The sequence below is a fragment of the Streptomyces sp. CB02009 genome, assembly GCF_001905825.1.
GTDB lineage: Bacteria > Actinomycetota > Actinomycetes > Streptomycetales > Streptomycetaceae > Streptomyces.
Genome location: NZ_LIVV01000001.1, coordinates 1,258,016 through 1,280,058 on the forward strand (window position 1 = coordinate 1,258,016; position 22,043 = coordinate 1,280,058).

The 22,043-nt window shown below is 70.3% G+C and carries 18 protein-coding genes; 10 read left to right on the top strand and 8 right to left on the bottom strand.

Translation table 11 applies throughout. The annotated features are described in order from the left end of the window. Positions 1-147 precede the first annotated feature (147 nt). The 3 genes from AMK27_RS05600 (at position 148) to AMK27_RS05610 (ending at position 2,257) form a co-directional block, all read left to right on the top strand. Positions 148-576: a VOC family protein gene (locus AMK27_RS05600; protein ID WP_073902996.1), complete on the top strand. Its 429-nt coding sequence runs from the start codon at positions 148-150 to the stop codon at positions 574-576. 285 nt (positions 577-861) lie between these two features. Next, on the top strand, positions 862-2,052 hold the full coding sequence (locus tag AMK27_RS05605) for a cytochrome P450 (protein WP_073902999.1): 1,191 nt from the start codon (positions 862-864) through the stop codon (positions 2,050-2,052). A gap of 13 nt (positions 2,053-2,065) precedes the next feature. Continuing rightward, positions 2,066-2,257 carry a ferredoxin gene (locus tag AMK27_RS05610; RefSeq protein ID WP_073903002.1) on the top strand — a complete coding sequence of 64 codons (192 nt, stop codon included), beginning with the start codon at positions 2,066-2,068 and terminating at the stop codon, positions 2,255-2,257. 42 nt (positions 2,258-2,299) lie between these two features. Here AMK27_RS05610 and AMK27_RS05615 read toward each other — a convergent pair whose 3' ends face one another. The 3 genes from AMK27_RS05615 to AMK27_RS05625 form a co-directional block, all read right to left on the bottom strand. Continuing rightward, complete coding sequence (locus tag AMK27_RS05615) at positions 2,300-3,334, bottom strand: hypothetical protein (protein ID WP_073903005.1); 1,035 nt, start codon at positions 3,332-3,334, stop codon at positions 2,300-2,302. A 103-nt stretch (positions 3,335-3,437) separates the two neighbouring features. Beyond that, positions 3,438-5,246, bottom strand: coding sequence for a ThuA domain-containing protein (locus AMK27_RS05620; protein WP_073903008.1), 1,809 nt, complete (start codon positions 5,244-5,246; stop codon positions 3,438-3,440). Between the two features lie 29 nt (positions 5,247-5,275). After that, the gene (locus AMK27_RS05625; protein WP_073903011.1) at positions 5,276-8,122 is read right to left on the bottom strand and encodes a PQQ-dependent sugar dehydrogenase; all 2,847 of its coding nucleotides are present in this window, start codon (positions 8,120-8,122) and stop codon (positions 5,276-5,278) included. Between the two features lie 370 nt (positions 8,123-8,492). On the opposite strand from AMK27_RS05625, the gene AMK27_RS05630 reads away from it, so the two are divergent. Further along, a complete protein-coding gene (locus AMK27_RS05630; RefSeq protein ID WP_073903014.1) occupies positions 8,493-10,901 on the top strand; it encodes a ricin-type beta-trefoil lectin domain protein in 2,409 nt (802 codons plus the stop codon). A 496-nt stretch (positions 10,902-11,397) separates the two neighbouring features. Here AMK27_RS05630 and AMK27_RS05640 read toward each other — a convergent pair whose 3' ends face one another. Then, on the bottom strand, positions 11,398-11,589 hold the full coding sequence (locus AMK27_RS05640; RefSeq protein ID WP_073903019.1) for a hypothetical protein: 192 nt from the start codon (positions 11,587-11,589) through the stop codon (positions 11,398-11,400). Between the two features lie 66 nt (positions 11,590-11,655). Continuing rightward, positions 11,656-12,741: a TerC family protein gene (locus tag AMK27_RS05645; protein ID WP_073903022.1), complete on the bottom strand. Its 1,086-nt coding sequence runs from the start codon at positions 12,739-12,741 to the stop codon at positions 11,656-11,658. A gap of 406 nt (positions 12,742-13,147) precedes the next feature. On the opposite strand from AMK27_RS05645, the gene AMK27_RS05650 reads away from it, so the two are divergent. The 4 genes from AMK27_RS05650 to AMK27_RS05665 all read left to right on the top strand — a co-directional run bounded on the left by AMK27_RS05650 (position 13,148) and on the right by AMK27_RS05665 (position 17,049). Then, positions 13,148-14,446: an ArsB/NhaD family transporter gene (locus tag AMK27_RS05650; protein WP_073903025.1), complete on the top strand. Its 1,299-nt coding sequence runs from the start codon at positions 13,148-13,150 to the stop codon at positions 14,444-14,446. A gap of 22 nt (positions 14,447-14,468) precedes the next feature. Next, positions 14,469-14,786, top strand: coding sequence for a DUF3040 domain-containing protein (locus AMK27_RS05655; RefSeq protein ID WP_073903027.1), 318 nt, complete (start codon positions 14,469-14,471; stop codon positions 14,784-14,786). Positions 14,787-14,840: 54 nt separating this feature from the next. After that, positions 14,841-15,866, top strand: a complete 1,026-nt coding sequence (locus AMK27_RS05660; RefSeq protein ID WP_079188207.1) for a sensor histidine kinase — start codon at positions 14,841-14,843, stop codon at positions 15,864-15,866. A 211-nt stretch (positions 15,867-16,077) separates the two neighbouring features. Further along, entirely contained in the window at positions 16,078-17,049 is a 972-nt protein-coding gene (locus AMK27_RS05665; RefSeq protein WP_079188208.1) for a hypothetical protein, read from the top strand. Positions 17,050-17,146: 97 nt separating this feature from the next. Here AMK27_RS05665 and AMK27_RS05670 read toward each other — a convergent pair whose 3' ends face one another. After that, on the bottom strand, positions 17,147-17,692 hold the full coding sequence (locus AMK27_RS05670; RefSeq protein WP_073903030.1) for a flavoprotein: 546 nt from the start codon (positions 17,690-17,692) through the stop codon (positions 17,147-17,149). A 278-nt stretch (positions 17,693-17,970) separates the two neighbouring features. Continuing rightward, positions 17,971-18,423: a phospholipase gene (locus AMK27_RS05675; protein WP_073903033.1), complete on the bottom strand. Its 453-nt coding sequence runs from the start codon at positions 18,421-18,423 to the stop codon at positions 17,971-17,973. A gap of 138 nt (positions 18,424-18,561) precedes the next feature. Here AMK27_RS05675 and AMK27_RS05680 point away from each other — a divergent pair, with 138 nt between their 5' ends. Both AMK27_RS05680 and AMK27_RS05685 read left to right on the top strand, forming a co-directional pair. Next, complete coding sequence (locus tag AMK27_RS05680; RefSeq protein WP_073903035.1) at positions 18,562-18,981, top strand: MmcQ/YjbR family DNA-binding protein; 420 nt, start codon at positions 18,562-18,564, stop codon at positions 18,979-18,981. Between the two features lie 77 nt (positions 18,982-19,058). After that, positions 19,059-19,730, top strand: coding sequence for a glyoxalase (locus tag AMK27_RS05685; RefSeq protein ID WP_073903993.1), 672 nt, complete (start codon positions 19,059-19,061; stop codon positions 19,728-19,730). A gap of 132 nt (positions 19,731-19,862) precedes the next feature. Here the strand turns inward: AMK27_RS05685 and AMK27_RS05690 are convergent, their stop codons facing one another. Then, a complete protein-coding gene (locus tag AMK27_RS05690) occupies positions 19,863-21,992 on the bottom strand; it encodes a phospholipase D-like domain-containing protein (RefSeq protein WP_338014291.1) in 2,130 nt (709 codons plus the stop codon). Between the last annotated feature and the right edge of the window lie 51 nt (positions 21,993-22,043).

The following is a 22,043-nucleotide window of genomic DNA, read 5'->3' on the forward strand; positions in this document are numbered from 1 at the left end:
CCGTTCGCGGGGCCGCACCGCTCCCGGGGCCGCGTCGCGCGCACCGACCGCCTCGCGCGCACCGGCCCGCCCGGAGCGGGGCTGCCCGAAGCCCCCCGGACACGTCCGGCGGCGCATGGCCGCCGACCGCCGGGGCAGACGGCATGCATGGCCGTTCTCAAGACCAGTGTCCTCGTCCTCGACTCCACCGATCCCGAACCCCTCGCGCGTTTCTACGCGTCCCTGCTCGGTGCCACCGTCCAACCCGCCGGAGACGACCACGACCTGCTCCTCGTCACCGGTCACGCCGGAGCGGTGATCGGGATCCGCCGTGACCTCGGGCAGGCGCCGCCGAGCTGGCCGCGCCCCGAGGACTCCCAGCAGGCGCATCTGCAGATCCTCGTGGCCCCCGACGCCCTCGACGAGGCGGAGCGCGAGGCCGTGTCGCTGGGCGCCCGGCCCATCGCCGCCGAGCGCGACGGAACCCGGACCGACCGGCGTACGGATGTGCGCCGCTACACGGACCCCGGTGGTCACGCCTTCGTCCTGGCCACGATGTCCCCCTCCGATTCAGGCCAGCCCCTGCAGGCCCCCTGAACCCTGGAACGGCGCCCGCCGTTCCAGGCCGCCACCCGGATCGGGTCCGCGGACCCGATCCGCCGACCAGCGGTACACGGCTTCCGCGCGGGTACGGAGCGGGCAGTACGAGCCGTCGGGCCCACCCGGCGCGGGTGCCGACGACGTCCTCTCCGACCGCTTCCGAATGGACGAACCCGTTCCGGTGGATTGGCCGAACTGTGCGTAGACCAGATAGGTGCCTGAGGCATGTAGTGGGTACGGCATCAATCTCGAAGCCGCCGATTCGCCCTTTGCGAGGCCCCCATGACGGAAGCCGTGGCGTTCCCCCAGAACCGGACCTGTCCCTACCACCCGCCCACCGCCTACGACCCCCTGCGCGAGGAGCGCCCGCTGTCGCGGGTGACCCTGTGGGACGGGCGCTCCGTGTGGCTCGTCAGCGGACACTCCGCCGGCCGGGCGCTGCTCTCGGACCCGCGTCTGTCCACCGACTCCACCCGGCCCGACTTCCCGCTCACGACCGAGCGGGCCTCGGCCGTCCGCCGGCGCCGACGCGCCGCGCTGCTCGGCTGGGACGATCCCGAGCACAACGTCCAGCGCCGGATGCTCATCCCGAGCTTCACGCTCAAGCGCGCCGAGCGGCTGCGCCCGCGCATCCAGGAGACCGTGGACCGGCTCATCGACGCGATGGAGGCCGCGGGCCCGCCGGCCGAGCTGGTGAGCGCGTTCGCGCTGCCGGTGCCCTCGATCGTGATCTGCGACCTGCTCGGAGTCCCGTACGAGGACCACGACTTCTTCGAGAAGCAGTCCGCCCGGCTGCTCCGCGGACCGACGGGCGAGGACACCGAGGACGCGCTAGGCCTGCTCGAGGGCTATCTGGGCGACCTGATCGAGCGGAAACGGCGCAAGCCAGGCGAGGGCGTCCTCGACGACCTGGTGGCGCGGCAGTCGGAGGGCGGCGGGCCCGACCGCGAGGAGCTCGTACAACTCGCCACGATCCTGCTGATCGCCGGGCACGAGACCACCGCGAACATGATCTCCCTCGGCACGTACACACTGCTGAGCCATCCCGGGCGGCTGGCCGAACTCCAGGCCGATCCCGGTCTCGTGCCGGCGGCCGTCGAGGAACTGCTGCGGTTCCTGTCGATCGCGGACGGACTCCTACGGGTCGCCCTCGAGGACGTGGAGGTCGACGGCACGGTCATTCGCGCGGGTGAGGGCGTGGTCTTCTCGACCTCCGTCATCAACCGGGACGGTTCTGCCTACGCCGATCCCGACACCCTGGACTGGTCGCGCTCGGCACGGCACCATCTCGCCTTCGGCTTCGGCATCCACCAGTGCCTGGGGCAGAACCTGGCCCGCGCGGAGATGGAGATCGCGCTCGGGACGCTGCTCCGCCGGCTCCCTGGGCTGCGTCTGGCCGTTCCCACCGAGGAGATCCCGTTCAAGCCGGGCGACACGATCCAGGGGATGCTCGCACTCCCCGTCACATGGTGAAAGGACCGCACGGATGCGCATCTCCATCGACGGGGAGCTCTGTATCGGCGCCGGGCAGTGCGCCCTGACCTCCCCTGACGTCTTCACCCAGGACGACGACGGCTTCGGGATGGTGGTTCCGGACCGGGACGGGGGCAGCGGAGGCCCGCTCGTGCGCGAGGCCGCGCGGGCCTGTCCGGTCCGGGCGATCAGCGTCGAGGGCTAGACGGAGGGCAGGAGACCGGAGCGGGTCCCGGCTGTCCCGGGCTCATCGCTCGGCCCAGTACGCGACCCGCACGTCTCCCTCCTCGAAGTCCGCGCGCGGCAGACGGAGACCGAGGGATGTCTCCAGGGCGTGGAAGTACAGCTCGAACGTGTGGGTCAGTTCGGGGTGGTCCAGCTCGGCACGTCGCAGTGCCTGGTTGAGGAAGTCCAGCTCACCGCCCCGAAGATAGGGGGCACGGCCGCGCTCGTACCAGATGAGCTCCAGCATGCCCCAGTCGTCGTCGACGCGGCGGTCGTCCTTCGTGTAGTCCAGGGAGTAGATGGCCTTGGCGGACGTGGCGGTCAGCCGGACGTTCTCCTTGATCCCGAGCGCTGCGTACGCCTCCTTGTCGGCGTAGGCCCCCGGCGGTGTGTCGTGGTGCAGCAGGTACGTCCATCCGCCCGCCTGCCCGAAGCAGCAGCTCTCCCACTGGCGGTCCAGGTACTCCCGGCCACCGTCGACGGCCTGGAGGTCCTTCAGCCGCGTCCCGGCCGCCACCTGCGCGAGGTCGGCCCCGTAGAGCAGCGCCAGGGCCTCGGCGTCGACGGACCGTCCGGGCGCCGCGCGGTAGAACTCGAGCACTGTGTACGGGGCCTGGTCGCGCCAGGACTTCGCGATCCAGGCAAGGCCCTCCAGCGGGTCGCGTCCACACACCTCGACCGTCGCCGTGTCGTCCAGGCCGCCACTGCGGAACCGTCTGCCCCAGGCCGGATCGATCCGGTCCAGCGTGACGGCCGTCTCCTCGGGGCTGCCGCCGTGCCGGCGCCGCACCGCTGCTTCGGCTATCAGGTAGAGCACCCGCTCCAGATCACGGGTCGCGAAGACCTCCTGGTAGGCGCCGTGATGGCCGCGCACGGTGCCGTCCTCGTCGAGCAGCAGACACAGGGCGCCGTCCTCCGACTGTTCGGCGGCTTCGTCGAGCGCCTCCAGTTCGTCCTCGGAGAGGGCCACGGGCGGCAGTTCGATCCCGTGGAGCAGGGCGTGTCCGGCGGCCGTCCGCTGCCAGGCCTCTGCGAGTGTCTGCTGAGTGATCTCCATGCCGCCAGCATAGGAAGGGCCACTGACAACCGGCCGGCCCTCCCGGCCGCTCGCGGCGGACACGGTCCCGCTGTGTCCGCCGCGAGCAGCCGCGCGAGCGCGGTCAGGGAAGGGTCCACTTCTGGTTGGGGCCGGTGTGGCAGGTCCACAGGTGGACGGCGGTGCCGTCGTTCCACACCCCGCCGGACGCGTCGAGGCACTTGCCCGATTGGGGGTTGCGGACGGTCCCGCCGGCCTGGGGTTCCCACTTCTGGGCGCCGGTGCCGTTGCACGTCCACAGCTGCACCTTCGTGCCGTCGGCGCTGCCGCCCCCCGACACGTCCAGGCACTTGCCCAGGGCCTTCACCGTGGCGTCGGCGGAGACCGTCCAGCGCTGGGCGGCCGTGCCGTTGCAGGTCCACAGCTGGACCTTCGTACCGTCGGCGGACTGCGAGTTGTCGATGTCGAGGCACTTGCCCCCGACGCCTTTCACCTCGCCCGTACGGGGCTCCGGCTGCTGTCCGCCGCGCTGTTCGACGCGGATGTTGCGGAACGACACGTCGTCGCCGTCACCGTGGTTCTGGATGCCGATGTGTCCCTGGCGGAGGCTGCGGACGGGGTCGGTGTTCGTGAAGTCGTTGATCTTCCGGCCGTTGAGGAAGACCTCCAGGCGTTCGCCGGTGACACGGAGTTCGTACGTGTTCCACTCGCCCGGCGGGTTCAGTGCCACGTCCCGGGCCGCGATGTCGGAGGACCGGTAGCCGTAGACGGAACCGGTGGTGCGGTCGGGGCTGTCGGTGGCGTCGATCTGGATCTCGTAGCCGTTGTTCACCGCCGACCAGGGGTCGTCGGAGGCGGGAAAGCCGAGGAACACACCGGAGTTGTCGTCTCCCGCCATCCTCCAGTCCAGCTTCACCGAGTAGTCGCCGCTGAACTCCCGACCGGCGTACCAGAGCATCCCCAGACCGCCCTGGGAGGTGAGGGTTCCGTCCGCGAGGGTGAAGCCGCCGGGGCCGGCCTGGCGCCAGCCGGTGGTGGACGAGCCGTCGAAGAGGCTGGAGTAGCCGGTCTCGGGGCGGCAGTCCGCCTCGGTCATGCCCGCCGCCCAGCGGATGCCGCCCAGCAGGTGGCGCCGGAAGCCGGGTTCCGCGTACGACTCGTCGGTGTGTCCGCCCCCGGTGTAGAAGGCGCGTCCGCCCTGGTAGTCCTTGCACCAGGCGATCGGGTGGTCGCCCGCCATGTTCCCGCCGGAGTAGCTGGACTCGTCGAGCGAGGCGAGGACGCGGGCGCTGGTACGGGGGTTGGTGCGGTAGTTGTACCACTCGTCCGTGCGCTGCCAGTCGGTGCCCAGGTGCGCGGTGGCGTCGTGGGCCCGGTCCTCCACCTTCACCTTGGCGGACTGGACCGCCGGGTGCGAGTGGAAGAGCGCGCCGGCCAGACCGCCGTAGAACGCCCAGTCGTACTCGGTGTCGGCGGCGGCGTGGATGCCGACGTATCCGCCACCGCTCCGGATGTAGTGCTCGAAGGCGGTCTGCTGTGCGCCGTCGAGGACGTCGCCCGTCGTGGAGAGGAAGACGACGGCCTTGTACGGGGCCAGGTTGTCAACGGTGAACCTCTGGGCGTCCTCGGTCGCGTCGACGGTGAAGTTGTTCGCCGCTCCGAGGTCGCGCAGGGCGGTGATGCCGTCGTCGATGGAGGAGTGCCGGAAGCCGGCGGTCCGGGAGAAGACGAGGATCTTGTAGGCGGGGTCGGCCGCCGCGGCGGCCGGGGCCGGGGTCTCCGCGGTGTACGAGGCCGGAGTCTTCCCGGTGTACGGGGCCGGGTGCGGGGCGGCGGGCAAGGCCGCCGCCTGAGGGGCCAGGGCCAGGGCCAGGGTGGCGCCGGCGACGAGACCGACGAGCGTGCGCAGGGGGGTGCGCGTACAGGTACGCATGAGGTTGCCCTCTCTTCTGCGGGTGCGGGTCACGGAAGGATCCACTTCTGGTTCGGGCCGGTGTGGCAGGTCCACAGGTGGACCGCGGTGCCGTCGTTCCACACACCGCCCGAGGCGTCCAGGCACTTGCCCGACTGCGGGTTGCGGACCGTACCGTCGGCCTGCGGGGCCCAGGTCTGGGCGGCCGTCCCGTTGCAGGTCCACAGCTGGATCCTCGTGCCGTCGGCGGTGCCCCCGCCGGACACGTCCAGGCACTTGCCCAGAGCCCGCACGGTGCCGTCGGCCGCGGCGGTCCAGCGCTGCGCGGCGCTGCCGTTGCAGGTCCAGAGCTGGATCTTCGTACCGTCGGCGGACTGGGCGTTGTCGACGTCGAGGCACCTGCCGCCGACTCCCTTGACCTCGCCCGTGCCCGAACCGGCGAGGGCGGTGCCGAAGGAGAACTCGTCGATGTCGAAGAGGGAGCCGCTGCCGCCCTTGAAGACCAGGTACAGGGCGGTGGAGGCGGCCGGGCCGCGCGTGAGGGGGGTGGTCACGTCCTGGAAGGTCTCCCAGTCGCCGGTGACCGGGACGGTCGCGGTGCCGAGGAGGGTCCCGGTGGGGGAGCCGGCGCGGACCTCGATCGTGCCGCCCGCCCCCGCGGAGGAGACGCGTGCGGTGAACCGGGTGACGTTGCCGAGGGCGTACGGCGTGAAGGAGATCCAGTCGCCGTTGTCGATGTAGCCGACGGTCCTGCCGCCGTGGGCGGGGGCGTGGGTGACCACCTGGACGCCGGCGGAGGCACCGTGGTGCTCGGCCTGCCGGTGGCTGGGCTGGGTGACGTGCTGGTCGTGGGTCGTCAGCGCGGGCTGGCCGTTCGCGCCCTTGTCGGTGTACTCGGCGTCGACGACGCCGAAGATGTTGGCGTTGGGGTCGTGCTCGCCGTCGGCGAGGGTCTGCAGGGTGCCGCTGCAGCCGGTGGTGGACGTCTGCGGATGGCCGTGGCTGTCGTGCCCGACGACGAAGGTGACCTTGACCCTGGAGCAGTCGACGGTGCCGTCCTCCGGGTCGGTGACGGTCACCTTGAACGGGATCGCGGCGCCGAAGTCGTAGACGCTGCCGTCGGAGGGCAGTTCGAGCCGGACCGTGGGGGCCGTGTTGCCGACGGTGATCCGCACCGAGGCGGTGGCGGACTTTCCGGTGACGTCCGTGACCTTCAGCGTCGCGGTGTACTGTCCGGCGGTCGTGTACGTGTGGGACGGCGAGGCGGCGGTGGACGTACCCCCGTCGCCGAAGGCCCAGGCGTGGGTGAGCGTCCCGCCGTCGGGGTCGGTGCTGCCGGCGGAGGAGAAGGCCACGGTCAGGGGAGTGGTGCCGGAGGTCCTGTCGGCGGTGGCCTGCGCGGTCGGGGCGAGGCCGTCGGTGACGTGCTCGATCCGGTACAGGGCGGAGTTCTGGTCCCCGCTGAAGTAGCCGGTGCCGTAGTCGAGGACGTACAGGGCGCCGTCGGGGCCGAAGGCCATGTCCATGACCTGGGTGCCGGTCCAGGGGAAGGCGTTGATGGACTGCACGGTGCCGGAGCCGTCCGAGGCGATCCGCTTGATCCAACGGCGGCCGAACTCCCCGGCGAAGAAGTTCCCGTCGTACTCCTGCGGGAACTTCACCTGCGACGTGGAGGCGGCGTCGTAGCGGTAGACCGGGCCGCCCATCGGGGACTCCGACCCGTTTCCGAACTCCGGTACCGAGTCGCCGTCGTAGGGGATCCAGGCGGGCTGTGCGGGAGGCAGGTCGGTCAGACCGGTGTTGTGCGGCGAGGTGTTCTTCGGGGCCGCGCAGTCGAACGAGGAGCCCGAGGTGCCGGTGGCGAAGTCGTAGTCCACGTATGCGCTGTTGGCGCCGGTGCAGTACGGCCAGCCGTAGTTGCCCGCCCTGGTGATCCGGTTGAACTCCACCTGGCCTGCCGGCCCCCGGGTCGGGCTGGCACTTCCCGCATCAGGGCCGTAGTCCCCGAGGTGGACGATGCCGGTGGCCTTGTCGACGCTCATGCGGAAGGGGTTCCGGAAGCCCATCGCGTAGATCTCCGGGCGCGTCTTCGCGGTACCCGGGGCGAAGAGGTTCCCGGCGGGAATCGTGTACGACCCGTCCGCGGCGACCTTGATGCGCAGGACCTTGCCCCGCAGATCATTGGTGTTGCCCGCGGAGCGCTGGGCGTCGTACGCGGGGTTGCGGGAGGGACGCTCGTCGATGGGCGTGAAGCTGTCCGAGGCGAACGGATTGGTGTCGTCGCCCGTCGACAGGTACAGGTTGCCGGCCGCGTCGAAGTCGATGTCGCCGCCCACGTGGCAGCAGATGCCGCGCGACGCGGGGACGTCGAGGATCTTCTTCTCGCTCGCGTTGTCCAGGGTCCCGTCGGTCCTGAGGACGAAGCGGGAGAGCCGGTTGACCCCGTCGTACGGGGCGAAGTCGGCGGCCGTGCCGTCGCCGGGGGCGTCGCCGCCCGGCGTCGCGAGCTTGGGGGCGTAGTAGAGGTAGACGTGCCGGTTGGAGGAGAAGCCGGGGTCCACGGCGATGCCCTGGAGGCCCTCCTCGTCATGGCTGTAGACCTCGACCCTGCCCGCCACCGACGTCGTGCCCGCCGCGTTCGTCAGGCGGAGGGTTCCGTCGCGGGACGTGTGCAGCACGGAGCGGTCCGGCAGCACGGCCAGCGTCATCGGTTCACCCGTCTCCGCCACGCCCTTGGCGAGCGTGACCTGCTGGAACTCGGGTGCCGCCGCGGCCGGGGACGGCTCGTGGAGCGGTGGTGAGGCGGCGGCCGGAAAGACCGGGAGCAGGAATCCGGCGGTGCAGGCGAGAGCGGTCAGGAAACGGACGCGCTGGCGTCCGGGCGTCGTCGTGCGCACAGAAGCTCTCCCGAAGTGAGGGGGGATGCCGGCGGCCTCACCGGACCGCCGGAGTGTGCCTACTGGCGCGCGCCGTCACGCCGTAGCGACCGGCCTGCCGTGGCACGACCGGCTCGATTCAAGGAAGCTAGCGCGCTTTGTCGGAGTCCGTAACCCGGGCCGCGCAACTTCCCGCCACTTTTCCCCGGTCCGGGACAAAGCATGGACGGTGTCGGCGGAAGTCCCTACTCTGTCCGGCGCGGCAGTCTGGGGAACTCACAACTCCCCATCCTCCGGCTCTACTTGACCGGGACGACGGCGCGCCCCGGCTGCGATGGACCCCCCACTCACCCGATCGAACCCCTCCTCCGAGGGGTCGTCAGGAGGTCACGTGCATCCACAGCCGCATCCCCGCCGGCCGGGCCGCAGCCTGGCCGCAACGCTCCTCGTCACCCTCCTCACCCTCGGGCTGTCCGGCCTGGCGGCCGCCCCGGCCCCCGCCGACGAGGCCGACCGCGCCGCCCTGCCACCCCAGCAACCGGGCGTCACCCTCCGGGTGTTCGACATCCAGGTCCCCCTCAACGACCTCTGCGACCTCAAGCCCGGCCAGACACCCAACATCGACACGCTCAAGCCCGTCGTCGACTGGACCTCCGCCGCCGACTTCGGCCTCGACGCCAACTTCGTCACCCATGTCGTCGGCCAGCTGCACGCCCCGGCCACCGGCGCCCACACCCTCCGCCTCACCAGCGACGACGGCTCCCGTCTCTGGATCGACGACCAGCTGGTGATCGACCACGGGGGACTGCACGGCCCCGAACCCAAGGAGGCCACCGTCGACCTGACGGCAGGCCCTCACGCCCTGCGCATCGAGCACTTCGAGCGCGGCGGCGGAGAACAGCTGACGCTGGCCTGGAAGCCGCCCGGCGCCTCCGCCGTCACCCTCGTACCCAACTCCGCCCTCAGCACCGACGCCGACGTCGTCCGCGTGACCGCCCCCGGGCGCAAGGAGTGCGAGGCCGGCACGGACTCGCCCGGCGACGGCCTCCCGCTCGCCGGCGTCCACCCGAACTACACCCTCACCGACCTCAGGCCCCCGGGCTTCGAACCGCAGGTGTCCGCCATGGACTGGCTCCCGGACGGGCGGCTGGCCGTGACCACCTGGGGCGGCAGCAACAACACGGCCGGCGAGGTCTACCTGCTGTCGAACGTCACGGGCAGCACCGGGCCCGGCAGGGTGACGTACAAGAAGATCGCCTCGGGACTCAAGGAACCCATGGGGATCAAGCACGTCGACGGCAAGCTCTACGTGTCGCAGAAGCACGAACTGACCGAGCTGAACGACACCGACGGAGACGAGGTCACCGATCAGTACCGCAGGGTCGCGACCTGGCCCTTCGGCGGCAACTTCCACGAGTTCGGCTTCGGACTCCTCTACAAGGACGGGTTCTTCTACCTCAACCTGTCGGTCTCCATCAACTACGGCGGGGCGACCACCGACCCCCAGCCCGCACCGAACCGGGGCACCACCATCAAGGTCGACCGCCAGAGCGGCGCGGTCTCCTACGTCGCGGGCGGGCTGCGCACCCCCAACGGCATCGGATGGGGCCCCGAGGGCGGCATCTTCGTCACCGACAACCAGGGCGGCTGGCTGCCCTCGTCGAAGCTCCTGCACATCAAGCAGGGCCGCTTCTTCAACCACTTCACCAACCCCGACGGCCCCTTCGACGACCAGCCCGTCACCAAGCCGGTGCTCTGGCTGCCGCAGAACGAGATCGCCAACTCGCCCAGCACGCCACTGCAGTTGACCGAGGGCCCCTTCGCAGGCCAGATGCTCTTCGGCGATGTCACCTACGGCGGTGTGCAACGCGCCTACCTGGAGAAGATCGGCGGCGAGTACCAGGGCGCGGTCTTCCGCCTCACCCAGGGCCTGGAGGCCGGCGTCACGCGGATCAGCATCGGCCCGGACGGTGCGCTCTACGCCGGCGGGCTCGGCGCGGGCGGCAACTGGGGCCAGGAGGGCAAGCTCGCCCACGGCCTCCAGAAGCTCACACCGAACGGCACCGACGCCTTCGACATCCGCGCCATGCGGGCCGTGCCCGGCGGCTTCGCACTCGACTACACGCAGCCGCTCTCCACGGAGACCGCCTCCGACCTGGCCAAGCGCTACAAGATCAAGCAGTGGCGGTACGTTCCCACCGCCGACTACGGCGGCCCGAAGGTCGACGAGGAGACCCTCGCCGCCCAGTCGGCCACCCTCTCGGCCGACGGCCGCACCGTCACCCTCGCCATCCCGGGTCTGAAGGCCGACCGGGTCGTCCACGTCCGCTCGCCGCGCCCCTTCAGCTCGGCCGGCGGCGAGCCGCTGTGGAGCACGGAGGCGTGGTACACGCTCAACCAGCTGCCCGGCACCAGTGCTCGGACGGGCGAGGTCAAGGGCGTGGGCGGTAAGTGCCTCGACGTCGACGACTCACAGACCGCGGACGGTACGAAGATCCAACTCTGGACCTGCAATGGCACGGCCGCCCAGCGGTGGACCGTATCCGGCGACGGGACCGCGAAGGTACTGGGGAAATGCCTGGACGTGTCCAACGGTGGCAGCGCCGACGGGACGAAGGTGCAGTTGTGGACGTGCAACGGCACCGCCGCCCAGAAGTGGGAACCTCAGCCGAACGGGACGTTGCGCAATCCGCAGTCGGGCAAGTGCCTCGACGCGTCCGGCGGGGTGTGGAACGACGGCACGGCCGTCCACCTGTGGACCTGCCACACCGGCCCCAACCAGAAATGGACCCTTCCCTGACCGGACCGCCACTCTGATCCGGCGAAGAGGCGCGCCCGGCCGGAACCCGGCCGGGCGCGCCGCAGGCCCGCGCCGCCGTCGGCCTCGCCCCGCCCCTGCAACCGCCCCCCGGCTCCCTCAGGATCCGTCCCACAGCCCCCGCCGCTTGAGCCGACGCTGCCGAAGTCGCTCCGCGGTCGCGGCGAGAGCGAAGAGAACCCCCATGACGAGCCCGCCGAGAACGGCGAGGGCGGCACCGACGGCTCCGCCCTCGGATGACAACGCCAGAAAGAGGAGCGTGAAGGGGACGGCCAGAAGGAGTCCGGCAGCGACCGGGCGCCGGGCCGCCCACTTCTGACCCGAGGTCGGCCGCCGCTCCCCACCGAGGGCCCGATCCACAGCCCAGAACACGTTGCCCACAGATCGCCACCAGTTCGCCACAACGGAAGGATAGAGCCGGCCGGCCGGCGGCTCCGGGGCCAGGGGCGGTCTGGACCCCTGGTGTGCGACCCCGAGGTCAGTCGACCCGGTGTTCGGGGTCTTCCAGGTATTCGGGGCACTCGGAGTTGTGGCAGGGGCCGGGGTGCCACACGGGGACGAAGACTCCGAGTGTCTTGTGCCGCTTCTTGACGGTCGTGGTCACGGGCTGCTTGCAGACCGGGCAGACAAGGGCTCCCTGGGGACCGGTCTCGTGCTCGGCTTTACTCATTCTTTAACAATACGGGCTGTCGCGGCCGAACGGGACAGGGAGCGGGCGCGCGGCCTCCGGGGTCGGTCAGGCTCCGGGGCGGGGCGGGTCCTTTCCGTCCTCCTCCGGCTCCGTACGGACACCTCTGTCGGAGCCCGGATTGACGGGGGCCGCCTCTCCGGGCGTCGTCGTCGCCGTCCCGTCCTGTTCCTCCGTCCCGTCCCGGTCCTCGGTCGGTGGCGGGGGTGGTTTGAGGAGGCTCAGGGCCACGGAGCCGGCCAGGATCACGACGATCACCGCGAGGCTGACCGGTGAGGGGATCTCGGGGATGTCGGTGCTGATCATCTTGTGGCACGCCTGAAGGGCGAGCTTGACGCCGATGAAGGCGAGGATGATCGCGAGGCCCTTGTTGAGGTAGTGGAACCGGTCCAGGAGCCCGGCGAGCATGAAGTACAGCGCCCGCAGGCCGAGGATGGCGAACGCGTTGCTCGTGTAGACGATGAAGGCGTCGTCGCTGACGGCGAGCACGGCGGGGACGCTGTCCACGGCGAAGATCAGGTCGGCCGCCTCGATCGCCGCCACCACCGCCAGCAGCGGCGTGGCCACCCGCTTACCCGCCTCCTTGACGAAGAACTTCATGCCGGCGTACTCGTCGCGGACGGGGACGATCTTCCGCAGCATCCGCACGGCGAAGCTCTTGCCCGGGTCGAAGTTCTCCTCCTCGCCCTTGAGCAGCTTGTAGGCGCTGTAGAAGAGCACTGCGGCGAAGCCGAAGAGGACGGCGGTGAAGCGGGTGACCACGGCGACGCCGAGCGAGAGGAAGATCCCGCGGAAGACCAGGGCGCCCATGACGCCGAAGAACAGCACGCGATGCTGGTACTCGCGGGGCACCTTGAAGTAGGCGAAGATCACGGCGAAGACGAACAGGTTGTCCACCGACAGGCTCTTCTCGAGCAGCCACGCGGTGGTGTACTCCGTGCCGGCGGTCGACCCGAGGACGAGGAAGACGACCCCGCCGAAGAGCAGCGCGAGGCCCACCCACAGACCGCTCCAGGCGGCCGCTTCCTTGAAACCGATGACGTGCGCGGTGCGATGGGCCAGCAGGTCCACCGCGAGCGACACGACCACCGTCGCGGCGAACGCCAGCCACAGCCAGAGCGGCACCTCGAGCACGCCAGTCACTCCCCGACGGGCCCCGCCGATGCGTGAGGCCCTTTATCCTATTCTGCTGTAATTCGCTCGCTTGAGCGATCTGGCGAGGGGGCCGGCCCTGACCTGTGGTCGTCCGGCGCGGACCTGTGCTTGGCCGGCCCGCCTCCGGGTAGCGACCGGTGCGAAAGATGGGTGTCAGACCTGATAGCCGGAGACCGATGGTGCGCGTGATGGTGGAGTTACGGAACACCCCCACGGCTTCTCCGGTCGCCGCAGCGAGGAGTGTCGCGTCGGGCCGGTGCTTCGTGATCATGGCCACGGCACGAACGGAGTCCGCGCCGATGACTACTCCGCCGCCTTCCACGCGAAGCACATCCTCCGTCTCACCGGATGACCCGAGCGATGACCCGAGCGGGGTGCTTCCGCCGTGAGCGTCACGTCGTGGCTGACGGTGGCGGTGTTCGCCACCGTCTACGTCCTGATCGCGACCGAGCGGGTGCATCGGGTCACCGCGGCGCTCGGGGGCGCGGTGGTGATGCTGGTGCTCGGGGCGACGAGCCCCGAGCACGCGTTCTTCTCCGACGAGACGGGCATCGACTGGAACGTCATCTTCCTGCTGCTGGGAATGATGCTGATCGTCTCCGTCCTCAAGCGGACAGGACTGTTCGAGTTCGTCGCGATCTGGGCGGCCAAGCGGGCCCGCGGCCGCCCCTACCGGCTGATGGTGCTGCTGATCCTCGCGACGGCGTTCCTCTCCGCCTGGTTCGACAACGTCACGACCGTCCTCCTGATCGTCCCGGTCACCATCGCGGTCTGCCGCGACCTGAGGTTGCCGGTGGTGCCCTATCTGATCGCCGAGGTGATGGCCTGCAACATCGGCGGCGCGGCCACCCTGATCGGCGACCCGCCGAACATCATGATCGGCGCCCGGGCGGGTCTGTCCTTCAACGACTTCCTGCTCCACATGGCTCCCGTCTCCGCACTGCTGATCGTCGTGCTCGCCGTCATGTGCCGATGGATGTTCCGCTCCTCCTTCTCCTACGACCCCGAGCGCGCGGCCACGATCATGGCGATGCGCGAGCGGGACGCCATCACCGACGTCAGGACGCTGGTGGTGAGCGGAGTCGTGGTCGCGATCGTGATGACGGGCTTCGTACTGCACACGGCCCTGCACCTGGAGCCCTCGGTCGTGGCGATCTCCGGGGGCCTGGCGCTGCTCGCCGCCTCCCGGCTGAACACCAAGGAGGTCGTGGCCGACGTCGCGTGGGAGACGCTGGCGTTCTTCACCGGCCTGTTCGTCATGGTCGGGGCGATGGTCAGGACCGGGGTCATCACCGACATCGGTGAGGCCGCCGCCCGGGCCACCGAGGGCCAGTTCTTCGGCACGTCGATGGCGCTCCTGTTCGGATCCGTCGTCCCCTCCGCCGTCATCGACAACATTCCGTTCGTCGCCTCGGTGAGCCCCATCGTCTCGGAGATCGTCGCCTCCTCCGGCGGAACGGAGGAGGCGAGCGTGCTCTGGTGGTCGTTCGCCCTGGGAGCGGACCTCGGCGGCAACGCGACGATCATCGCGTCCTCGGCCAACGTCGTCGTGGTGGGAATCGCCGACCGCAGCGGACACCACATCTCGTTCTGGCAGTTCAGCCGCTACGGCATCCCCGTCACCGCCGTCACGATCACCGTCGCGGGCCTGTACGTCTGGCTCCGCTACTTCGCGCTCGCCTGACCACCGAAGGGAGCTGACCGCCATGAGGGAAGCCGACGACGAGAGCATCGCCGACATCGAGGCCCGACTGTGGCACGACGATCCCCGCTTCGCCCGTGGCCTGGGCAAGGGCCGCCCGCGACGGCCCCGCGAGTACCGTCGCGGCTGGGCGTGGCCGGCCATGGTCCTCTCACTGGCCGCCATCGTCGCCGGCGTGCTCGTGCCCCACGGACTGCTGCTTGCGAGCGGTCTGGTCGCGGCCGCGGGGGCGGTGCACCAGCTGGACACCCGACGGCGCCGTCTCCGTCGACGCCGGCGACACGGCCCTGACGACCCCGGGGGCGGGAGGCGGGGTGCGTAGGCTTTGCCGCAGGTCAGGGCAGCCGTGGATGACAGGCGGGAAGGGCGTGGAGACATGTCGTTGTACTGGCGGATCTTCCTCCTGAACGCCGCGGTTCTGACGGTCGCGGTGGCACTGCTGCTCGGCCCTGTCACCGTCTCCACCCCCGTTCTCGTCGGCGAGGTGCTCGTCCTGCTCGCCGGACTGGCCGCGATGCTGGTCGTGAACGCCGTCCTGTTGCGGGTCGGGCTCGCCCCGCTCGGCAGACTGAACCGGGCGATGGCCGCCGCGGACCTGCTCAAGCCCGGCGCCCGGACACCGGTCACCGGATACGGCGAGATCGCCGAACTCACCAGGACCTTCAACACGATGCTCGACCGCCTCGAAGCCGAACGGGCGACCAGCAGCGGCCGGGTGCTCACCGCTCTGGAGGCCGAACGCCGGCGCATCGCCCAGGAACTCCACGACGAGATCGGCCAGACCCTCACCGCGGTACTCCTCCAGATCAAGCACGCGGCCGACCGGGCCCCCGAACCCGTGCGGGACGACCTGCTGGGAGCCCAGGAGATCACCCGCGCGAGCCTGGACGAGATCCGCCGCATCGCACGGCGTCTGCGTCCCGGTGTGCTGGAGGAACTCGGCCTGCACAGCGCACTGCGCTCGCTGGCCGCAGAGTTCGCCACCTCGCACCTGAGTGTCACCACCCACATCACCCCCGGAGTGCCCCACCTCGACAGGGCCACCGAGCTCGTCCTCTACCGCGTCGCACAGGAGAGCCTGACCAACGCGGCCCGCCACTCCGGCGCCACCCATGTGGACGTCCACCTCCGACGGCTGCCGCACGGCGGAGTCGGACTGCTGGTGCGGGACGACGGCCGAGGGCTGAGGGACGCACCCGAAGGGGCGGGCTTCCGGGGCATGCGGGAACGAGCCCTGCTCATCGGCGCCGAGCTGCGGATCGGCGCGGGCCCGAGCGGCGGCACTCAGGTCCGACTGGACGCCGCGGACGCCGCGGACGCCGCGGACGCCGCGGACGCCGCGGACGCCGCGGACGCCGCGGACGCCGGGGACGCCGACGACACCGCTGGAGCCGGCGCATAGACCGGTGCGTGAACCGGCGCATCAAGCGGTCCGTGCACCGGTGCATGAAGCGGCGGGATGCCGGATCGCCCGCGCCCTCGTCGCGCGTCTGAGCGCTTGCCCGAGGGATTCCCGCAGGCAGCGGATCACCGGGTGGTCGTGGGAGGCAACTTCGACACCCGATCCCACGTCTGGCAGTCCGTACCAAACCCTTCCGGAACGGAGCCACCCGGTGCTCATAGGACTGCTGACCGCCATCGCCGCCTCGATCTGCTACGGCACCGGATCCGTCCTGCAGGCCGTCGGATCGCGCAAGTCCGCCCGGCGCGAGGCGGCCGCGGGTCGGCTCACGCAACACGGGGGGCCGAGTCTGTCCTCCACGGCGAAGGCGGCGACGACCTGGGAGTTCGTCGTCGGCACGATCCTGGACTTCATCGGTTTCGGCCTCGGAGCACTCGCGGCCCGACTGCTGCCGCTGTTCCTCTCTCAGACGGTGATCAGCGCGAACCTGGTCGTCACGGCCGTCCTGAGCGTCCGGCTGCTCGGGATCCGGCTCACCCGCGCGGAGTGGACGTCGATCGGCGTGGTCTGCTCCGCGCTGGTCCTCCTGGCGAGCGCCGCGGGCCCGGAGGGCAGCGGACACACGCAGCTCGCCACGCACTGGTGGCTGCTCGCGATCGCGCTGTTCCTGATGGCGGGCGGCACCTGCGTCGTACGCCTCCTGGGCGCGCGGGCGGCGATCCTGGCCGGTCTGCTCTCAGGGCTCGGCTTCGGTGCGCTGGGAGTCGGGGTGCGGATCCTGAACGGCGTCGATCCCCTCGACCTCGGCGCGCTGCTGACCGACCCGGCGCTGTACGCGATCCTCGTCGCCGGGATCGGCGGCATGTACCTGCACACCGTCGCACTCCAGATCGGTTCGGTGAACGGGGCGACGGCGGCGCTGGTGGTGGGCGAGACGGTGCTCCCCGGCATGACCGGCGTGTGGTGGCTGGGTGATGCCTCACGCGCGGGGTTCGCCTGGCTGGCCGTCCTCGGCTTCGTCCTCGCGGTCGTGGGCGCGGTCGCGGTGGCGTGGTTCGGCGCTCCGGAGGGCCACGGTGCGGAGGCCGGGGAGACGCCGGAAGGGCTTGGGGCCGCAACGGGGGACGCATGGATCGCCACTGGTGCCGTATCAGAAGCTGCGTCGGCGAGGCCGGGGCCGTAACGTCATGAGGGCGACGCACAGGACGGGCGTCGCATCGGTGGCCGCCGGTCCCTTGTTTCCCCGAGCGGGGGCCGGCGCTCTCGGTGGGCACGCGGGACTACGCGTGGTCCACTACGTCGGCGACCGCCTGCAGCGCTGCCCGCCAGGGGTACGTCGCCGGGTCACCCTGGCCCGGTTCGTTCGGCACGAACCCACCCTCTCCATAGACCACCCGGACACCGGCGCCGCTCAGCGTCTCGAGCGATCGATCCCACTGGGGATGCGCCGCGTGGGCCCGGTTCACGCAGGGCATGACGGCGATCGGGATCCCCTTCCCGATGCCCTCGGCGACGACGCCGACGAGCCATTTCTCGGTGATCCCGAGGGCCCAGGCGTTCACCGTGCCGAAGGTCGCCGGTGCGACCAGGATGGCGTCGGGCCGGGGCCAGATGTCGGGTTCACCCGGCATGCGGTAGTCCCATCTGACCGGGTGGCCGGTGAGCACGGCCAGGCCGTCCAAGGATCCACTGAGCCAGCGCGCTGCCGTCGGTGTGAGGCCGAGGCACACGTCCCAGCCGTCCGCCTGTGCCTCCTCGATGACCCGGGCGACATCGAAGACGGGGGTGGCCGCGCTGCTGAACAGGTACAGGATCCTAGTGCTCATGATCCTTATCTGATCACATGGGAGAGCCTCCGAATCGGGGGCGTCGGGGGCGAGCCCGTCGCGGGCGACCTGGGGCCGGTGGCCGCCCGGTCGAGCCGCAGATCCATGAGATCCGTGTAGTCCGTCAGGTCCGTACGGCCCGTCAGTTCTGTTGGGGTCCAGCACGCACTTCCCTGGCGGGCGGTGGTAGGCGTTCGGCGGTCGGCGGGCGGCCGAGTGCCCGGCTGCCGCCGCCCGCCACAGCTCGGGTCGCGCCCGCTGATCCACCTGCGGGCCGATCAGCCGAAGGCCTTGACCGCCTGGTAGTAGGTCCACGCCGTGCTGTTGCACGCCGTCTTCGTGGCACCGCCGTAGTTGAGGCAGACGCGCTTGAGGTCCTCGTACAGGGCGCTGTCCAGGCGGGACTTGTTGGCGCTGAAGGTACCGGCGGCCTTGTAGTTGCGGTAGCCGAAGTCGTGTCGGGCGCACGACATGGAGAAGGGGAAGCCGAAGGGGTTGTCCGGCGAGGTGGAGCAGTAGTCGGTCGACCAGTTGAAGCCGTACGCCGACCAGGCGCCTTGGTTGGCTCGGGCGGCGGCCCACTGGTTGTAGCTCGACGCGCTGGTCTGCGTCCAGTTGGAGAGCACCTGGGGTTTGTCGGCGGGGGCGGCGGTGGCCACGGTGGCGGTGGCGACGGTGGTGAGCAGGGCAAGGGCCGAGGCGGACAGTCCGATGGCAAGTCTCTGGTGCATCTCACACCTCCATGAGGCTGCGGCTCGCTGACGAGTCGCAGGTACATGACAAGATGATTGACGGGGCAACAGCGTTTGTACAGTCCCTGGTCAGTTGGCATTCGTGGCCGTCGGAGTCATGGGCGATAGGGTCGGCCCATGTCCAGCCCTGGAGACGTACCGCCGGAGATCCTCGACAGGCTGCGGTCGATCTGTGGCCAACTGCCCGAGTCGTACGAGGAACCGGCCTGGATCGGTGTGCGCTGGCGGATCCGTACGCGCACGTTCGCCCATGTCTACACGCCGGACGTGGATCGCTCCCCGGTCTATGCCACGTACGTCGGCGCGGACCAGGAACCGGTGGTGATGACCTTTCGGGTGGCCGCGGACGACCTGCTCGGCCTGACGGCCGCCGGGTTCCCGTTCTTCCGTGCCGACTGGGGCCACAACGTCGTCGTCGCCGTCCTCGGTGACCACACCGACTGGACCGAGCTCGCCGAACTGATCACCGACAGTTATCGCGGGATGGCTCCGAAGTTCCTGGCCGACCGGCTCCCGCCCCTGCCGCCGTTCAGCTGACCGGTCAGCTGAACGGCGAGCTGAACGGTCAGGAATCGAGAAGCCCCGGCCACCGCCCGGCTCGTAGCGTGATGTGCATGGCAACCAACGCTTCCACCGCAGCCCACACGTCCCTCGCGTCCCTCGGGTCCGTCACCCTCGAGGTGACCGACGTCGAGGCCGCTCGCCGCTTCTACCGAGCCTTCGGCGTGGAGACCTTCCTTCACCTGCGGGAGTCCGACGCGCCCACCACCGGGTTCCGCGGCTTCACCCTGGCACTGACGGTGTCCGGACCTGCCACCGTCGACGGCTTCGTCGGCGCGGCCCTGGACGCCGGTGCCACGGTGCTGAAGCCCGCGACGAAGTCCCTGTGGGGCTACGGCGGTGTCGTGCGGGCCCCGGACGGGACGATCTGGAAGATCGCGACCTCGGAGAAGAAGGACACCGGCCCCGCCACCCGCGAGATCGACGAGTTCGTCCTGCTGATCGGCGTCGAGAACGTCAAGGCCACCAAGGAGTTCTACGTCGGCCGAGGGCTGAGCGTGGCGAAGAGCTTCGGCGGCAAGTACGCCGAGTTCACCCCCGGCCACTCCAGCCCGATCAAGCTGGCGCTGTACAAGCGCCGTGCCCTCGCCAAGGACCTCGGCGTCACCGATGACGGCACCGGCGCGCACGGCATCGTCCTGGGCGGCACAGCCGACGCCGCCTTCACCGACCTGGACGGGTTCGCCTGGGAGCCCGCCGCTTCCCACGCACCCACCCGGCCCTGACTCCCGGAGTTCACGCGGGCAGACCGTCGCACCACCGGCACAGCGCGGTGGCGCGACGGCCCGGGCGCCGGCACGCCCCGGCGCGTTCAGCACCCGATGGGCTCCGTCGTCAGCCTGGGCGGCCCGCCGGACCTAGGGGAGCTGGATCGAGTCCGGCGGGAACGACGTGCCGTACCAGCCGCGGAACGGCGCGGTGAACGTTCCGTCCGCCTTCGTGCCGAAGATGTGCACGGCCATCGGGACCGGGTTCGGCGCGGTGACGCTGTACCTGTAGAGGGAAGCGATGTCGTCGCGCCCGTCGCCGTCGAAGTCACCGGTGGTGAGCTTCATGCTCGTCGCGGAACCCCAGCCCTCCTCCTTCCACGAGCCGACGGGAGCGTTGAACGAGCCGTCCACCTTCGAGGTGAAGCTGTGCAGGCCGACAGCGCCGCTCTCGTAGTCGTACAGGGCCCCGATGTCGTCGCGGCCGTTGCCGTCGAAGTCGCCGCTCACGATCGTCGTCCGGTCTCCCGACCCCCAGAACTGACCGTCCTTGTTGGTCACGTACCAGGAGCGGAAGGAGGCGTTGAAGGTGCCGTCGTCCTTCGCGGTGAAGGTGTGCAGGCCGAGACCGCCGTCGGCGTAGGTGTACAGGGCGGCGATGTCGTCGCGCTGGTCGGAGTCGAACTTCCCGCTCACGATCTTCATCTGGCTGGTCTTGCCCCATCCGGCCACGCTGTCGAAGGCTCGCTTCGGTCCCGTGAACGTGCCGTCCGGCTGTGCGAGGAACGTGTAGAACGACCACACGTCGCCCGCGCCCGCGCGGGTGTAGAGCGCGGCGACGTCGTCGCGCCCGTCACCGTTGTAGTCGCCGCTGGTGAGGCGCATGCTGCTGTACCAGCCCCAGTCGGAGTTCGCGGTCCAGGACGTGACCCCCGTGGCGTAGCGGCCGTCGGGCTTCCCGCGGAACGTCTCGAAGGAGAACGTCTTCTTTCCGGTGGAGGCAGAGGTGCCCTCGTCGTCGAGGGTGACGATGTCGAGCACCCCGTCACCGTTGAAGTCACCCTTGACCGACTTGCGACCGAGCGCCGTGGCCGTGCTCTCGACCGGGGGGTGCTTGGGGTTGCGGAACGTGCCGAACTCGGTCGTCCCGAACGTGAACGGCTGAGCCGTCCCCTTGCTGCCGTACTCGTACAGGAACGGAATGTCCGTCAGGTTGTTCGCGGTCAGGTCGTTCTGCGCACGCAGCAGGTCCCAGTTGGCCCGGAAGTCGCTGTAGATCCGCGCGTCGGTGAGACGCAGTGACGACTCGTCGGCTGCCGTGACGGCCGGGTTGCTGAAGTTGTCGGAGCCGGTGTGCACCACGCGGTGCGCACCCGCGGCGTCGTCCCAGGACAGGAGCACGTACTTGGAGTGCAGCCCGCCCGATGCCCCGTTGAGCTGGTTCTGGGTGACCGTCCACAGCTGCACGTCCCGGTCCGGGTGAGCGGCGTTCGGCTCGAGGTCCGCCGCGAGCTTGGGAGTGCCGGCCGTCAGGATCCTGAACGCGCAGCGCTTCCCGTTGGCACCGACCTCGTCGACCTTGCCGAGGAGGGCCTTGTCGACCTCGGTACGACCGCCCCACGAGGCCATCGCGATGTGGACCTCCGGGCCGGTGGCGCAGTCGAGAGCGGCGATGCTCCTGGCCACCGGGTCGTTGACCACGGTGCCGCTCTTGGCCGCCCGCGGGTAGCGCCAACCCGCGACCGTCCCCGCGTGCCCGCTGAAGTCGCCCGTCCCGGCGGCGTCGACCTCGGGCCAGAGACCGGCGGTCTCGCCCGCGAGCTCCTTCGCCCGCATGGCGTTCCACGTGTGCTCGTAACCCTGGTATATCTGCGCGTCGCGCGCGCTGACGACCATGTTGTCCGCGAGCCCGGCGGTGGTGGCACCCAGGTTGTGCGAGGACTGGACGGCGACGTTCGCCACCTCCGTCACGCCGTCGCTCAACTGGCTGAACAGCCAGAACTTATCGTGGTTGATGTCCTTGGTCTGCATGCAGCCCATCTCGCACAGGACCACGCGCGGCGTACCGTCCGGGAGCTTGCCGAGGGACTGCGCCAGGCGGCTGGCCTGGGGGAGGGACGTTCCGCAGCGGTTCTCCTCACCCCAGGGACAGCGCTCGCTGAGGACCCGTACGTCGGTGCCCCTGGCGCGAGCGGCGATGAGCGCGTCGACGATCTCCGCGTCCTCCATCTCGTACAAGGAGACCCGGATGCTGGACGTCGGCGTGGCCTTGCCGATCAGGTGGAGGAGCCGGTTCTTCGCGGCGGCTCGCCGCGCTTCGCGTGCCGGCTA

Bases quoted from the DNA above. Each gene is read 5' to 3' on its own strand.
- AMK27_RS05680 (WP_073903035.1), top strand. From the start codon at position 18,562: ATGTCCAGCCCTGGAGACGTACCGCCGGAGATCCTCGACAGGCTGCGG.
- AMK27_RS05605 (WP_073902999.1), top strand. From the start codon at position 862: ATGACGGAAGCCGTGGCGTTCCCCCAGAACCGGACCTGTCCCTACCAC.
- AMK27_RS05610 (WP_073903002.1), top strand. From the start codon at position 2,066: ATGCGCATCTCCATCGACGGGGAGCTCTGTATCGGCGCCGGGCAGTGC.
- AMK27_RS05670 (WP_073903030.1), bottom strand. From the start codon at position 17,692: ATGAGCACTAGGATCCTGTACCTGTTCAGCAGCGCGGCCACCCCCGTC.
- AMK27_RS05620 (WP_073903008.1), bottom strand. From the start codon at position 5,246: ATGCGTACCTGTACGCGCACCCCCCTGCGCACGCTCGTCGGTCTCGTC.
- AMK27_RS05675 (WP_073903033.1), bottom strand. From the start codon at position 18,423: ATGCACCAGAGACTTGCCATCGGACTGTCCGCCTCGGCCCTTGCCCTG.
- AMK27_RS05640 (WP_073903019.1), bottom strand. From the start codon at position 11,589: ATGAGTAAAGCCGAGCACGAGACCGGTCCCCAGGGAGCCCTTGTCTGC.
- AMK27_RS05615 (WP_073903005.1), bottom strand. From the start codon at position 3,334: ATGGAGATCACTCAGCAGACACTCGCAGAGGCCTGGCAGCGGACGGCC.
- AMK27_RS05660 (WP_079188207.1), top strand. From the start codon at position 14,841: ATGTCGTTGTACTGGCGGATCTTCCTCCTGAACGCCGCGGTTCTGACG.
- AMK27_RS05600 (WP_073902996.1), top strand. From the start codon at position 148: ATGGCCGTTCTCAAGACCAGTGTCCTCGTCCTCGACTCCACCGATCCC.
- AMK27_RS05655 (WP_073903027.1), top strand. From the start codon at position 14,469: ATGAGGGAAGCCGACGACGAGAGCATCGCCGACATCGAGGCCCGACTG.
- AMK27_RS05685 (WP_073903993.1), top strand. From the start codon at position 19,059: ATGGCAACCAACGCTTCCACCGCAGCCCACACGTCCCTCGCGTCCCTC.